The following is a 13,948-nucleotide window of genomic DNA, read 5'->3' as shown; positions in this document are numbered from 1 at the left end:
ATGCCGGGAATCGACCCGTCTCGACGGAGCACTCGTACTCTCTCGGTTCCCTCGGCGCACATCGATCGCGACGTCGACCGCGGGCGATTCCTTGGCTGGCAGGTGACCGCAGTGCGGCGATCCTGGCTTGCTCCGCTTGTTTCTCTTTCCGGTGCGACCGATACCGGAAGTAGCCGGGAATCCCGAAGATCACCAGCATTCCCGCCGCGAGCTTCAGCATCGCGGACGGTATCCGGCTAAACACGGCAAACCGTAAAAATACCCGGCCGCGCGGCCCTGGTCACGGTCGCGGTGCGTAGCGGGTCCGGAGACGGTACTTGTGCGGTCGTGCGTTGTCTTCGGCTGGCATACCTTCGCGCGCGTGGCTGATGTCGTGCCGTTCACGGACAACTTCTCGGATCTCTCCAATGCCCAGGGCTACCAGTTCGAGTTCCGTTGCGAGCGCTGCGGAAACGGCTACCGGTCGGCGTTCCAGCGGGACGCGATGGAGACCGGGCGCAGCATGTTGCGCGCGGTGGGCTCGTTCTTCGGCGGGACGCTGCAGCAGCTGAGCAGCTCTGCCGACCAGTGGAAGTACGACCGGGCGACGAACTCGTCGGCGAAGGACCGCGCGCTGAGCGCGGCCGTCGAAGAGATCACCCCGCGCTTCCGGCAATGCCGGGGTTGCGGCGACTGGATGTGCGCGGATCAGTGCTGGAACGAGGAAATCGGCCAGTGTCTGCGGTGCTCGCCGAGCGTGGCCGAGGAGGTCTCGCGGGCGCAGGCGGCGGCGCAGCGGGAGCAGATCTGGGACAAGGCGCGCGAGAAGAACTGGACCGAGGACTTGGATCTGGGCACTCGCGCGAAGCTCACGTGCCCGGACTGCGGCCTGAAGGTGGACGGCGGGAAGTTCTGCACCGGATGCGGAAGCTCACTGGCCCCGACTGTCCACTGTGGAGAGTGCGGCAAGGAGTCCAAGGCGGGCGCGGTGTTCTGCGCGGATTGCGGGCACCGGCTCTGAGGTCTCAGACCTTGGCGAGGGTTTCGCGCCTCTTCTTCATCCGGCGGGGGACGCTGGGAAGGTAGGTGCGCTTGATCAGGAAGAGGCCTGGAACAAGCCAGATCAGCGAGCCGAGGAGATCGACGACTGAGAACACCGAGCCGACCTGATAGCCCGGATGCCCCCAGAACGGAGCGACCGCGACCTCGACGACGGTGCCGGGCGCGGGAAGCTCGCTCTTGTTCCAGTCGGCGGTGATCTCGTGGGTGCTGCCGTCCTGCTTGTAGGTCCCCTCGATCTCGGCCCGGTCCTCGGTGCAGGACAGGCCGCCGCTGGTGGTCACGCAGTGCCGGGTACCGCCCTCGCTGACCCGGGTAACGGTCGCTTGCACCTGCGGAGCCAGCCTCGTCAGCACGGAGATCGAGTTGCCTGCCGGTCCGATTCCGATGGCGATCAGGGCGAGCGCGATGAGCGTCCGCGCGGTCAGCGAAATCGAGGTAACCGGCTGCCGGTCCCGGGCGTCGCGCCTGCGGTTCAGCGGCGTGCGGAGGAACCCCCCGCGTTTGCCGATCCACGCGTCGTACGCGGTGTCCGCGCTGGTCGCGACAGAACGGAATTGCCGGTCGTTCGCCCATTTCGCCCAGATCGCCGGAGGGACAGCCGCGGCGAGCAGCGCGAGTTTGCGGGAGTTGTCGAACATCCGGTCTTCGGTCAGCCCGCCGGTGTCGGTGGTCCAGATCGCGTCCTGGCGGAAGGCCACCTGGTGCACGCGGAAGAACCGGTCGTTCAGGAGCAGCTCGCGGACCTCGCCAGTGAGCATCTCCCGGGCGAAGTCCGGGTCCGAGGTATAGACGGAGAACCGGCGGTCGAATTCGGGGTCGGTCTCGAATTCGCGCAGGGTGGTGTCCGGGCGCAGCCAGCTGAACTGGTTGCGGGTGATCCGCATGTCTTCGAGCGGAGTGAAGTGGTCCGGGGCGAAGGCTTTGGTCTTCGGCGAGATGGTCAGCGCGGGCACGTCCGGGACGCGCAGCTCCACGACCGAGCAGATCGAACCGAGCGCTTCGGCCAGCTTCGACTTCCGGCGGAAGTTCTCGTCCCGGTAAGGAGATTCGGTCGAATACTCGATGCCGAGCAGCCGGTGCCCGTGGTGCGTGAACTCGACCGTGGCGCGGCTCGGCCACGGATCGGGATGATCCCGCGGGACGGCGAGTCCGTGCCGGGGAAGAAAACCGAAGCTGGGTTCGCCGCTTGAGTCGACGCGGCTGGCCCAGTGCCGCGAGCGCCAGCCCCGCCAGGTGAGCAGCGCGGCGACGACCAGCGGTACCCCGTACCAGGCCAGCGCGGGCACGGTCAGGCTGGCGGAGAACCAGTAAAGCGTGGTGAGGGAGACAGTGATTCCGCAGAGCAGATGGAAAACCGCCGCCAGGACCGCGCTGCGACGTTCGGCCCAGGCGGCGATCCAGAGCAGCACGAAGGACAGCGCGTAGCCGCCGAAGAAATAGCCAGGGACAATCACGTCCGTCACCCGCTGCCGGGTCAGGCCGTGGCCAGGGCTTCGCGCGTCTTCCGGACCCGGCGCGACGCCCTCGGCCAGTAGGTCACCTTGACGATCAGCAAACCGAACAGCAGCGGGAACAAGCAGGTGAAAATGACTCCCTGCGCGGCGCTGCCGCTCTCGAAGATCGGGCTCCACCACAACGGTCCGAGCTGAACCTTGACGACGTCGCCCACTTCCGGCATTTCTTCGGACCACCGGGTAGTCGAGGTATAGGTGGAGCCGTCGAGCACGTAGGTGCCACGGACCCGAGCGGCGGAGCCCCCGGTGCATTTCCCCGCGCTTCCACGACAGACTGGCGCGGCACCGCGGTCGATCCAGGTGACCTTCAAGTCCACCTCGGTGCCCTGCCCGTTCATGACGAGAAGCGAATTGCTCATCGCGAGGACGGCGCTGACGATCATGACCGCCGCGATCAGGGAGCGCATCGCCAGCGAGGTGGACGTGACCGGCTGCCGGTCCAGCGCTTCCCGGCGGCGGTTCAGCTTGGTCCGGATGAGCCCGGCCCGGTTGCCGTACCATGCGTCGCAGCTTGTTTCGGCACGTGCGGTCACCCGGCGAAATTCAGCTGCTTCGGCGCTGTTCCACAAGCTGGGCGACAGCACCGCAGCGAGCATGGCGAGCCGCCTGCCGTTGCCGAGCATCCGCTCTTCGGTCAGCCCGCCCGATTCCGCGGTCCACATCGCGTCGTGGTCGAACACGACCTCGTGCACCCGGAACCACAGATCGGTCATGATCATCTCGCGGACCTCGCCGGTGAGCACCTGCCGCGCGAACTCCGGGTCGCTGGTGGTCACGGCGAACCGCCGGTCGAAGTCCGGATCCAGGTCGAACGCCGCCAGTTCCTCGCCGGGCTTTGGCGAACCGACCTGGTTGCGGGTGATCTTGGCGTCTTCGAGCGGGGTGAAGTGTTCCGGCTCAAAGGCCCTGGTCCGCGGGCTGATCACCAGCGTCGGCCCGGCGGGGACCCGCACCTCGACGAGAGTGTAGATCCCGTCGACCTGGTTGGCGACCGCATCGAGCACGCCGTCCGGCGCGCCGGACGAGTACTCGACTCCCAGGAATTGGTGCCCCTGGTGGTCGAACTCGACGGTGCGGCGGGTCCGCGGACGGTCCGGCTCGGCGATCGCGACCGTGCGGCCTCGCCGGGGAAGCACGCCGAAGGTCGGTTCCTCGACCGCGCCCAGCCGCCGGATCCAGAACCGCTGCCGGAGAACTCTCCAGGCCGCGAACCCGGCCATCGCGATCGGGATGCACACCCAGCCGATGGCAGGACCGTTGCTCTCGGTCCCCGCGGTCAGCCAGTACAGCGTGGTCCCGAACAGGGCGGCGATGCTGAGCGCTTCGCAGACGACGGTCTTGACCACGCTGCGGCTCTCGAACCGGCTGGCGAGCATCAGCAGGAGCAGCGTCAGGACGTAGCCGCCGACGATGTACCAGGGTTCGAGCAGTGCTGCCATTTTCGCGACTCCTGTACGCTGCTCTTCGGCACCCGGGTGAAGAGATTTCGTGCTCTGGCAGGGCGAGGGTAGTGCGTGCCGAACCGGATCGCGGCCGCGGGCGAGACGGCGCTGGCGACCTCGGCCCGGCCGGTCAGATGTCGAGGTCGTCCTTGGTTTCTTCGATGCTCTGACCGTTGCCGGGATGATCCTGTTTCAGGTTCGTGATCGCCTTGTCGGTCGCCTTGTACACCGACTTGGTGGTGTAGGCCGAGCCCTTCGACAAGTCGCCAGGGGCGACGCCGGTGGTCGCCTTGACTGTCTCGTCGAAAACCTTGCGCGGAACGCTGGTGAAAACGTCCTTCGCCGCTTGGCCGTATGCGGCACCCTGAGCGTTCAGGCCCTTGGCAAAGGCACCGGTGATCGCCTTCTCCTGGCCGGGGGTCATGCCGATCTTGCCTGCCTTGGTGAGCTTCGAGCCCTGCTTGACCAGGTCGTCGCTCCACTTCATGAGGAAGCCCATGAATTTGTCGAGCAGCTTGCCGAGCTTGCCGAGATGTTTGGTGATCTTGCCGAGTGCGCTCGCCGCCTTCGCGACGGATGCGGCCATCGCACCCGCGACCGACGAGCCGAAGCTCACGATCGACGCCGCCAGCGCAGGCAGCCAGATGTAGATGAGCCAGCTGACCAGTTCCGAGATGATCGCCTTGACGACCTCCTCGATGACGGTCATGACCATCGACCACATCTTCAGGGTGTCGGAGACCGACCCCGCGGCCGAGCCGATGCCGTTGATGCCCTGGGCGAACTCGGCCAGGGCCTTCTTGGCTGCCTCGCCGCCTTCGCCTTCCCAGTCCTTGAGGGCCTCGTCTCCGGTCTTGACGAAATCGTCGGCCAGCTTCACGAAACCCGTGCCGATCGAGACGAAGTCCCCTGCCGCCTTCTCCAGCGCGGGCCCGTCGCCGGTCACGAAGTGCAACGCGTCGTTGAGCGGCTGGATCAGGTCCAGCAGCATGTTCAGGCCGTTGCTGACCAGCCAGCCCACCGGGTCGAGCGCGAAGCTCGCCATGTCCATCGTCGCCCCGGCGACAAAACCCGCTCCGTCCTGCAGCAGCTGGCCGCTCGCCGCGGCGACGTCGCCGACGCTGTCAGCCTTGGAGAACTTGTCGTAGGCGTTGGAGATGGTGCTGACGCCTTTGCCGACGAACGGGGTGTGCTCGGTGGACTCCTTGGTCACGCGCAGGCCGTGCTCGAACGCGTTTTCGCCGCGGTGGTCGTCGTGGAGCTTCACCCCGTCGGCAATGCTGTCCTGTCCCATGGTTTCCCCCTGCTCAGCGCGGCCCGTCGATCTTCGTCTCGAATTTGCCGAACCTCATGACTGTGTCTTGTTCGTGGCCGTCGTAGATCTCGGCTGCCTTGCTGACTTTGCCTTGGAAGGATTCGACGCCGCTCTTGAGAAGTTCGAGCAACTCTTTCAGGTCGTCGAGCTTGCCGGTGTAGGTCTGCTTGACCGCCAGCCCGATCAGTCCCCAGGACTTGTCGGTCACGTCGGCGTGGTTGATGAGGTCGCCGAACTTCCCGGCTTCGCCCTTGTACCGGTCGAGCCCCGTGGAGTACTTGGCCAGTGCCGCGGTGTCGACCTTATGACCGCCGTTCGTCGGGCTCATCGGTGGTCCTCCTCGTCGTTGAACAAGTTCTTGAGGAACTGGTCGCCCGCCGAAGCCGAGGGTGGCGCCGGCGGAGGTGCCTGAGGCGTCCGGCGGTCGTCGCGAAGCAGGTCGTTGTTCGCGAAGTCATCGTCGTCCCGGTCCCGTGCTGCCTGCTGCGGCTGCTCCTCCGGCAGATTGGACTCCAGTTCTTCGACAGTGGTTCCCAAACCGGCGGCCTGTGCGTCGAGGACTTGCTCGGACACGTTCAGCCCGAAGGCCGTGCCCACGTGCTCGTCGACGATGCCCGCCTGCTTGCGGGCGGATTCGGCGACCGCCTTGTGCAGGGTCGCCAGGATCGAGGTCGCCAGCTGGTCCGGCTGCTGCCGGAGCGCGTCCGGGGTGAGCCGGAGATCCTTGATCGATCCGCTCGGGCCCGCGACGACGGTGACCGCTCGATCCGGCGACGTTACTTCGGCCTCGAGAGCGTTCAGCTCCTCCTGCATGTCGCCGACCTTCGCGAACTGCGCCTCGGCCTGCTTGAGCTTGGTCTGGAACTTGTCGAACTCCGCGACGAGCCGGTCCATCTCCGCCGACACCGACACCACACCCCTTCCCCTGATCCCTCACGTGATGTGCGGATTATGCCGCTTCTGTCAGGTTCGCGCCGCAGGGTCAGCGAATCCGGCCTGGCCGATTTCACCGGGCCCGGGCTCGAAAGTTCCCGGGATTCGGTCACGAAAAGATAACGAACATATCGGGCGAACAGCCCTGTCCCGGACGCCGAAGCGCCGAACATACTGTGGGCCGAACGGAGCATCGCAGGTCAGCGCCGCCGTTCCAGCGGGGCGCGAGGCGCGGACCGGGCAAGTCGGCCCAGTTCGTGGGATATTCACCCCTTCGGTCGATGTTCTCACGATTGATCACCGCATTGACAGTGCGTGCGGTTCGCCAGAGTATTTCGCGCATGTCCTTTCCGGTTGCCCTGGTGTGGCGCCTGCACGTTGATCTGCGGCAGCAGGCCAGCGCGCTGTGTAGGAATTCCTGACTTTTCTCCCGGCCGCGCTCGGCTGGCTGGTTTCTCTTTCCCCGCAACGGGTTTCGGATGCCCGAAGGGATCAACGTTTTTCTCGTTACGGGCGGGTTTCGGGCTGCCCGCAGAACGGGGAAAGAAGTGCCTTAGCGGGTGCTTCACGGGAACACGAACAAGGAGACACAATGCGATTCAACTCCTCCTCGGGCGCCCCGCCCCGATGGCGGAAAGCGTTGACCGTCGCCGGCGCGGTCGCGCTCGCGATCGGCGCGGTGACCTACACCGGGTCCAGCGCCAGCGCCTACGCCGACGTCCAAGTGGTCACCGACGCCAAAACCGCGTCCGACGGCAAGCAGTACTGGGTGCAGAACCACCTGGTGGGCAAAGACCTTGCCGCGCAAGCGCGGTCCGCGGACGGCACGCCGAAGAAGTGGCTGCTGGTCTGGGCCGGCGACGAGAACATCGCCGACACCGCGGTGAAGGACGTCAAAAACCTGCCTGGCTCGCTCGGCGGCGGACTCGGCAAAGTCAAGAATGCCTTGCCCGGCCCCGATTTCCTCGCGGTGATCGACGCGACGCAGGGCTCGCCGACGTACGGCAAGGTGGTGAACACCGCGACCGTCGGGCCGCTCGTCGAGAACGAGCCGCACCACATGCAGTACGTGTGGCACAAGGGCGACACGATTTACGCCGGTGCGTTGTTCGCCGCGGCGACGTACGCGTTCGACGTCAGTGCGTTGCCGCAGCTGAAACTCAAGGGCATCAGCCTGCCGACACAGACGCTCGGCGGTTCCGTCCCTGACGCGTACTGGGTGCTGAAGGACGGCACCGCGTACGGCACGTACATGGGCGGGCCGGTCGTGCCCGGTCCGTACGCGTACCAGGACGGTTCTACGCAGATCGGCAACGGCTTCGCCGGCAGTCCGGGCGAGGTCGTGCACTTTGACCAGAACGCGCAGGTGCTGTCGCAGAATCCGGCGGCGACCCCGCAGGGCGACAACGCGAAGCTGTGCGACAACCTGCCGCAGCTGGGCAAACCGTCCTGCGCGAACCCGCACGGCGTCCAGGCGCGCGAGGACCTCAACACCCTCGTCACCAGCGACTACGCTGAACCGCGCAACATCATTCTCGACCCGGTGAAGCAGCCGTCGCCGTATCTGCGCCGTCCGACGATCCGCACCTGGGACATTTCCGACCGCAATCACCCGAAGCTGAAGGCGGTGTCCTACCTGCAAGACGGCCCGCGGGCGAACCCGGCGGACCCGCTGCACTCGGAAAGCCGCGCGGTCATGGAGACCACGGTGACGAACCTGCCCGGCCACAAGGGTGCGTTCGCCGAGACGATGCAGGGCGGCGCGATCTTCTACACGCCGGACATCACGGCGAAGGACCCGCACTGGATCGAGGTGTTCGACGACGGCACCGCGGGCAAGCCGATCTACTCGCAGAACGACTCCAACGGCGCCAGCTCCAACGGCGGCTGGCTGCAGACCAGCCCGGACGACCGGTTCCTGTACCACGCGGTGCAGGGCAGGCAGAAGGGCGCGCTCGGCCCGGACGACCCCGGCACCACCGGCGGCGTGTACGTGCTCGACATCCAGAAGCTGGTCGCGGCCGGTGACAAGGTCGAGGACATCAAGGGCCGCGTCGACACCTTGGAGAAGGCGCAGCAGGGCGGCGGGGGAGACCTGCCGACCGTCGTCGGCTCCGCACCGATCAACCCGGGCGTGCCCGGAGCCGGACCGCACTGGGGCGCGTACGACAACTTCGTGCTCGGCCAGGACGGTTTCTACCACGAAACGCAGCAGCCGCAGCACATCGCGGTGTCGAACTACTTCGTCGCCCGGTCCGGTTTGGACGGTGACCACAAGGTCAACCTGCTGAATCTGGCACCGGACGGGAAGGTCGCGGTCGATCAGAACTTCCGCGACGAGTTCACCGGCCAGGTCGGCATCAACTTCAACCGGAAATCGTGGCCGCACGGAGACTTCGGCAACGCCAAGCCGCACTCCGAGCTGTTCGTGGTCGCCGACCAGAACGTGAAGTAACTCCCGCTGGACGCGTGCGGTGAAGGACTCCTTGCGGGAATCAGATTCCCGCAAGGGGCCCTTCCCGGACCAGCCCGGGACAAGTCCGGAAGGTAGCTATGGATCACCACGTCACTCCGGTCGCCACTGGATCGTCCGGTGTGGACAGTGCCGCGCTGGTGCTGCGGCTGATACTGCTGCTGGCGACGGCATTCCTCGCCGGCACCGGGATGCTGCGTCCGCTCGTCGGTCCGTTGCCGCGCAAGCTGTGGCTCACCACCGGCGCGCTGGGGGTGGGCTCGGCGGTGCTGGCCGCGGTGTCGGCGGCGACGGTCGAGGTCAACCTCGTCGCGCTGATCGTGCACATCGTGCTCGCGCTGGCGGTGCCGGTGCTGTTTCGGTGGCCCTCGGCAGGCCGTTGGGCTTCGCTCGCGCTGGTCGTGCTCGTGGTTTTGGAGACCTCCGTCGACGGCACGGGTATCTCCTTCGCCATCGACACTGTGTACGTCGCCGCGGCTGCACTGTGGTTCGGCGTGACGCTGTTGTCGGCGTGGGTGCCGGTGGAGGAGTGGCGGTCGACGCCGTTGCGCGTCGGTCCGCTGTCGGTCAGCCTCGCCGGACTGTTGACGCTCGCGGGCGTCGTGCAGCTCGGTGTCTCCGGAGTTGCCTTCGACCGACGGCTGTACGAAACGCTCTTCGGCATCTCGCTGATCGTGGTGGTCCTGCTGCCCGCGGCGGTCACCGTGGTGTCGGCGATCTTGTTATCCCGCAACGCTTCTATCCGTGGCTACCGCTACGGCGTCGCCGGGGTCGCACTCGGTTTCGTCGCGTGGAGTGCGCTCGCCGCGGTGCCGCAACCGGCGCCGCTGCCCGTGCCCGGAGTACCGCTGCTGGCGGACGCGACCGTCGGCGGTGCGACCGTGCCGGTGCTGGTCAGCCCGCAGCGGCCGGGACGCAACCTCGTGCACTTCCCGGCGAGCGCGGGCACGGATCTGTCCGCTGGAGTCGAGGGTGCGACCGTGACCGCCGCGGCGGCGCGCGCCGGTGCGGAAGGCAGCTGGGCCGAGGTCGAAATTCCGCCCGGACGCAGCACTCTCGTGGTGCACAAGGGCGACGCGACTACCACGGTCGATGTCGACGCGGGCACCGAGGCTGGCCCAGCGGTGCCGGACGCCGACGCACCGGAATGCGCGGAAGCCGCACTCGGCGGTCTGATGGCGGAGAAACGCGACGTGCTCGCCAGCTGCCCGGCGGACGCGTTGTCTCCGGAGGACCGCGGTTCGCTGGTGAAGCTGGTCGAATTCCTCGCCTCGCGGAAACCGTCGGCGATCACGCTGGTCGAGGACAAGTCGCCGCGCGGGGTGCAAGCCGCTCAGCTGGTCCGCGAAACCGCCGCTCGCGCCGGGTTGCCGGTGCGTCCGGACGCGGCGGCGGACACCGCGCTGGTAGTCGTCTCCGGCTGGAGCGACGGGTACCTCGCGATGAGCCGCGCCGCCGAGTCGCAGCGGCTCAAGCCGACCCATCAGTTCGGCCTGTACCTAGCGCCGTGGCTGCTCAACGGACCCATCGTCAACGCCGTGGCCAGTGCGGCCATGCCGCTGCGCTTCGACCCGCGTGACCAGCTCGCGGTCAGCTACGCGGTGGCGGTCGGCAACAGGTTCGGCGGCGAAAGCCCGTCGCTGGGCGGTTTCCGGACCTGGCTCGGTCCACAGTGGACAGCGGTGAACGGCGAGGTGCAGCTGTTCGCGGCCGCGCAGGTCAACGCGATGCCGATGTACCCGAACGAACCGCACGCGCCCGGCATGCAGGCCGTGCGCGACTACGCCGGGCAGTGGATCCCCGACGGAACCATCGTCCCGATCAGCGGCGCGCTCCGCTGACCCCAGTTCCCCGAAGAACCCCGAAGAAAGGAAACCCCTGATGAAACGCACTGCCGCCCGGATCCTCCTGCCGCTCGCCGCGGCCGGGGCGTTCGCCGGATTCGCCGGGGGAGCGGCCGGCGCCGCCACCCAGGACGAATCCGCCGCCGCTCAGCCCGCTGGCCTGCCTTCCCTGCCGACCGGTGGCTTGCCGTCCCTCCCGGGCCTGCCCGGACTCCCCGGCGCACCGACCGGCGGCAGCCCGTCGATCTGGGTCGTCCCCGGCCTCGACGCGGGCAGCCTCCTCGGCCCGACCACCCAGGCCCCGGCCCAGCTCCTCGCGCCGGTGTTCAACCTCGTCACCGCCGTTTCCTGAGCACTGAAGGAGAAAGTCATGAAGAAGACAGTCGTCCGCGCCGTCGCCGCTGCCGCGCTCGCCGGAGCCGCGGTACTCGGCGCCGCCGCTCCCGCGCTGGCCGCCACGCAGGACCAGCCCGGTGTCACCGTCGTCGACGAACCGGACACGTCGAATCTGAACAACATCTGGACGTTCGCGCCGCTGGGCGTGCCCGTGCTGGGCCTGATCCAGTCGCTCAACGGCGTCCCCGGCCGGATCCTGCCCGGCTGACCCGGCTCCGCCGGTGGTTCCCCTCGTCCCCGGGAACCACCGGCGGCCCTCGGAAAGAAGGAACATGGACAGACAGCTGATCGGCCGGCTCGCGATCGCCGGGATCGCAGTGGCCGCCGTTGCCGCGGCAGTAGTGATCCTCGGCGACGACCCCGCGCCCACCCCGGTCGCGGTCTCCGCGCCGACGGCCGCCGTGCCGCAGCGCGCCCCGGATCGCACAGTCACCCGCACCCTGGCCCCGACGACGTCCACCGCGCCGGTCGCGCCCGCTCCGTCCAGCTGGCAGATCACCTACGAACTCGCCGGCTCCGGCACCGCCACCGTGGTTTACGACGACAACGGCCTCGGCCTGGTGCACCAGGAACTGTCCGTGCCCCTGCCCTGGCGCAAGACCCTGACCTGGCCGAAGACCGCCGTCGCGCCGACCGTGCAGCTGATGGGCCAGTCAGGCGGCCCGGTCGAATGCCGGATCTCGGTGAACGGCGTGCTGGCACGGTCCGTGAAAGCCGCCGACGGCGAGGTCGCCAGCTGCGCGGGACGGCTCAGCTGAGGTCTTTCGAGAACCAGTGCTCGGCGTACTGGTCGTCGTTGAACGCCTCGACCTCCGCGTAGCCCATCGACGCGTACAGGGCGCGGGCTTCGACCAGGTCGTCCCGCGTATCGAGCCGCATCCGGACCGAGCCCAGCCGCTTCGCCACCGCTTCGGCCGCCGCGACGATCAGCTTGCCGCCGCCGTGCCCGCGATGCTCCGGGCGCACGTACACCTTGGTCAGCGCGCTCAGCCCCGGCTCGACCATCCGGACCCCGGCGCAACCGGCCGGTTTCCCGTCCCGGCAGGCCAGAACGAACGCGCCGTCCGGCGCGACGAGGCCGTCGCTCGGCTCGTCGGCCAGCGCCTCGTCCACCTCGGCGCCGGTGGCCGGACGGCCGTAGTACCGCGACGCCAGCTCGTCCATGTACTCGCGCAGGATCCCCGCCGCGGTGGGGTGTTCGGCCGGGAATTCGCTGATCTTCCAGTCCACGTCCCTCATCTTGGGGAGTCCGTCCACCGATTTCCCCGGCAGGTACCGTGCAGACCGGCAGGGGAACCGAACGAGGAGGCGACATGGACGGCAGCGAGAACGTCGACCAGCCGGGGGACAAGAAGACCGGCGGCAGCCATGCCGCGCCGGAGGGGGCTGGAGTGCACCCGCTGATCGATCTGTCGCGCGACCCTAACCCGGGCAAGCCCGACCACGCGAAGCCGGACGAGGACTGAACCCCGGCCCGGCCCGGCGGGTGCACACCGCCGGACCGGGTTTCGCGGTTCCGCCCCGGTGAGGTGATTGTCACCCCGGGGACGAGGTCCATTGTGGAACAGCCGGCGGCTCTTCTCCTTGCCGCCGAAGAGTTTCTCTCGCGTTTTTCACGCGGCCGCGAGCCCCGCCGGTGCGAACGCAGGTCTGCGGGGGCGGAGAAGCGGGTCCATCTGGTGGTCGCCGCGTCCCGGCAGGCGAACCGAGTGTGCTCTGACCGCGGGAACCCCTCCGGGAATAGCGTCCCGGAGCCCCGTGTTCTGCATGACGGGAAGTCCCGCGCGGCACCGTCCCAGTGCCCCGATCTGGGGTTACGATGACCGGTCGGCGACCGTAGCGACCCCCCGCCCGGACCGCTCCGCGAGTGGACGGGTATCTTTGGAGACCGTGCCCGGCAGGCGTCGGGCCGCTCCGCGTGCCGTTGGGCATGAGCGGGGTGCTTTTGCACCCGGTTCACCGGCCTCGCCACGTGGGGTTCCGACGGAAAATCCCTCCGGGAAGTTACCGGTCGCGAGACCGTGACGCGGGCCGACACGCCCGACCGCGGGGACCGGTGAAGACACGAAGAAGCAAGATCACGACAGGAAGCTGGTCCATTGCCCACGATCCAGCAGCTGGTCCGCAAGGGCCGCCAGGACAAGGCTGCCAAGCAGAAGACCGCGGCCCTCAAGGGGAGCCCGCAGCGTCGTGGCGTGTGCACTCGCGTGTACACCACGACCCCGAAGAAGCCGAACTCGGCCCTGCGCAAGGTTGCTCGTGTGAAGCTGACCAGCGGTATCGAGGTCACCGCGTACATCCCGGGCGAAGGCCACAACCTCCAGGAGCACTCCATGGTGCTCGTGCGCGGTGGCCGGGTTAAGGACCTGCCGGGTGTTCGCTACAAGATCATCCGCGGTTCGCTCGACACCCAGGGTGTGAAGAACCGTAAGCAGGCGCGCAGCCGGTACGGCGCGAAGAAGGAGAAGAGCTAATGCCTCGCAAGGGTCCGGCGCCGAAGCGGCCGCTGATCTCCGACCCCGTCTACGCCTCCCCGCTGGTCACCCAGCTGGTGAACAAGGTGCTGAAGGACGGCAAGCGGTCCCTGGCCGAGCGCATTGTCTACGGCGCTCTCGAAGGCGCTCGCGAGAAGACGGGCACCGACCCGGTCGTCACGCTGAAGCGCGCGCTCGACAACGTGAAGCCCACCATCGAGGTGAAGAGCCGCCGCGTCGGTGGTGCCACCTACCAGGTGCCGATCGAGGTCAAGCCCGGCCGCTCCACCACGCTGGCGCTGCGCTGGCTGGTCTCCTTCTCGCAGGCCCGCCGCGAGAAGACGATGATCGAGCGGCTGCAGAACGAGCTGCTGGACGCGAGCAACGGCCTTGGCGCCAGCGTCAAGCGTCGCGAAGACACGCACAAGATGGCCGAGTCCAACAAGGCCTTCGCGCACTACCGCTGGTAAGTAGTCCGGTGCCGCCGCCCGGTCCTTCGGGTCGAGCCATGCCGGG

The 13,948-nt window shown here is 67.9% G+C and carries 15 protein-coding genes; 9 read left to right on the top strand and 6 right to left on the bottom strand.

Features of this window, described 5'->3' with window-relative positions; genetic code table 11:
- The first annotated feature begins 361 nt into the window (after positions 1-361).
- A complete protein-coding gene (locus BM362_RS00595; RefSeq protein ID WP_244287002.1) occupies positions 362-1,000 on the top strand; it encodes a zinc ribbon domain-containing protein in 639 nt (212 codons plus the stop codon).
- Between the two features lie 4 nt (positions 1,001-1,004).
- On the opposite strand, the gene BM362_RS00590 is transcribed toward BM362_RS00595, so the two are convergent.
- From BM362_RS00590 to BM362_RS00570, 5 genes are all read right to left on the bottom strand, one after another.
- On the bottom strand, positions 1,005-2,504 hold the full coding sequence (locus BM362_RS00590; RefSeq protein ID WP_093571872.1) for a hypothetical protein: 1,500 nt from the start codon (positions 2,502-2,504) through the stop codon (positions 1,005-1,007).
- A gap of 11 nt (positions 2,505-2,515) precedes the next feature.
- Positions 2,516-3,994, bottom strand: coding sequence for a hypothetical protein (locus BM362_RS00585; RefSeq protein ID WP_093571871.1), 1,479 nt, complete (start codon positions 3,992-3,994; stop codon positions 2,516-2,518).
- A gap of 133 nt (positions 3,995-4,127) precedes the next feature.
- Positions 4,128-5,291: a hypothetical protein gene (locus BM362_RS00580; RefSeq protein WP_093571870.1), complete on the bottom strand. Its 1,164-nt coding sequence runs from the start codon at positions 5,289-5,291 to the stop codon at positions 4,128-4,130.
- Positions 5,292-5,304: 13 nt separating this feature from the next.
- Positions 5,305-5,640, bottom strand: a complete 336-nt coding sequence (locus BM362_RS00575; protein ID WP_093571869.1) for a hypothetical protein — start codon at positions 5,638-5,640, stop codon at positions 5,305-5,307.
- Positions 5,637-6,227, bottom strand: a complete 591-nt coding sequence (locus BM362_RS00570) for a YbaB/EbfC family nucleoid-associated protein (protein ID WP_425285679.1) — start codon at positions 6,225-6,227, stop codon at positions 5,637-5,639. The genes BM362_RS00575 and BM362_RS00570 overlap by 4 nt, the downstream gene beginning before the upstream one ends.
- Before the next feature lie 610 nt (positions 6,228-6,837).
- On the opposite strand from BM362_RS00570, the gene BM362_RS00565 reads away from it, so the two are divergent.
- From BM362_RS00565 to BM362_RS00545, 5 genes are all read left to right on the top strand, one after another.
- Positions 6,838-8,700, top strand: a complete 1,863-nt coding sequence (locus BM362_RS00565; RefSeq protein ID WP_232791708.1) for a selenium-binding family protein — start codon at positions 6,838-6,840, stop codon at positions 8,698-8,700.
- 98 nt (positions 8,701-8,798) lie between these two features.
- A complete protein-coding gene (locus BM362_RS00560) occupies positions 8,799-10,559 on the top strand; it encodes a hypothetical protein (protein WP_093571868.1) in 1,761 nt (586 codons plus the stop codon).
- 40 nt (positions 10,560-10,599) lie between these two features.
- A complete protein-coding gene (locus BM362_RS00555; RefSeq protein WP_067583657.1) occupies positions 10,600-10,914 on the top strand; it encodes a hypothetical protein in 315 nt (104 codons plus the stop codon).
- Between the two features lie 18 nt (positions 10,915-10,932).
- Positions 10,933-11,166 carry a hypothetical protein gene (locus tag BM362_RS00550; RefSeq protein WP_067583659.1) on the top strand — a complete coding sequence of 78 codons (234 nt, stop codon included), beginning with the start codon at positions 10,933-10,935 and terminating at the stop codon, positions 11,164-11,166.
- Positions 11,167-11,230: 64 nt separating this feature from the next.
- The gene (locus BM362_RS00545; RefSeq protein WP_067583662.1) at positions 11,231-11,716 is read left to right on the top strand and encodes an MmpS family transport accessory protein; all 486 of its coding nucleotides are present in this window, start codon (positions 11,231-11,233) and stop codon (positions 11,714-11,716) included.
- Here the strand turns inward: BM362_RS00545 and BM362_RS00540 are convergent.
- Positions 11,709-12,188 carry a GNAT family N-acetyltransferase gene (locus BM362_RS00540; protein WP_425285678.1) on the bottom strand — a complete coding sequence of 160 codons (480 nt, stop codon included), beginning with the start codon at positions 12,186-12,188 and terminating at the stop codon, positions 11,709-11,711. The two genes, BM362_RS00545 and BM362_RS00540, sit on opposite strands and share 8 nt — an antisense overlap.
- An 83-nt stretch (positions 12,189-12,271) precedes the next feature.
- Here BM362_RS00540 and BM362_RS46045 point away from each other — a divergent pair, with 83 nt between their 5' ends.
- The 3 genes from BM362_RS46045 to rpsG all read left to right on the top strand — a co-directional run bounded on the left by BM362_RS46045 (position 12,272) and on the right by rpsG (position 13,902).
- Positions 12,272-12,424, top strand: a complete 153-nt coding sequence (locus tag BM362_RS46045) for a hypothetical protein (protein WP_101436018.1) — start codon at positions 12,272-12,274, stop codon at positions 12,422-12,424.
- A gap of 633 nt (positions 12,425-13,057) precedes the next feature.
- Positions 13,058-13,432 carry a 30S ribosomal protein S12 gene (gene rpsL / locus BM362_RS00535; protein ID WP_003102113.1) on the top strand — a complete coding sequence of 125 codons (375 nt, stop codon included), beginning with the start codon at positions 13,058-13,060 and terminating at the stop codon, positions 13,430-13,432.
- Entirely contained in the window at positions 13,432-13,902 is a 471-nt protein-coding gene (gene rpsG / locus BM362_RS00530; protein WP_007031033.1) for a 30S ribosomal protein S7, read from the top strand. Before rpsL ends, rpsG begins: the two co-directional genes overlap by 1 nt.
- The last annotated feature ends 46 nt before the right edge of the window (positions 13,903-13,948 follow it).

It is taken from the genome of Amycolatopsis rubida (assembly GCF_900115345.1).
Taxonomy (GTDB): domain Bacteria; phylum Actinomycetota; class Actinomycetes; order Mycobacteriales; family Pseudonocardiaceae; genus Amycolatopsis; species Amycolatopsis rubida.
This window is presented reverse-complemented; position numbering and strand designations above follow the sequence as displayed.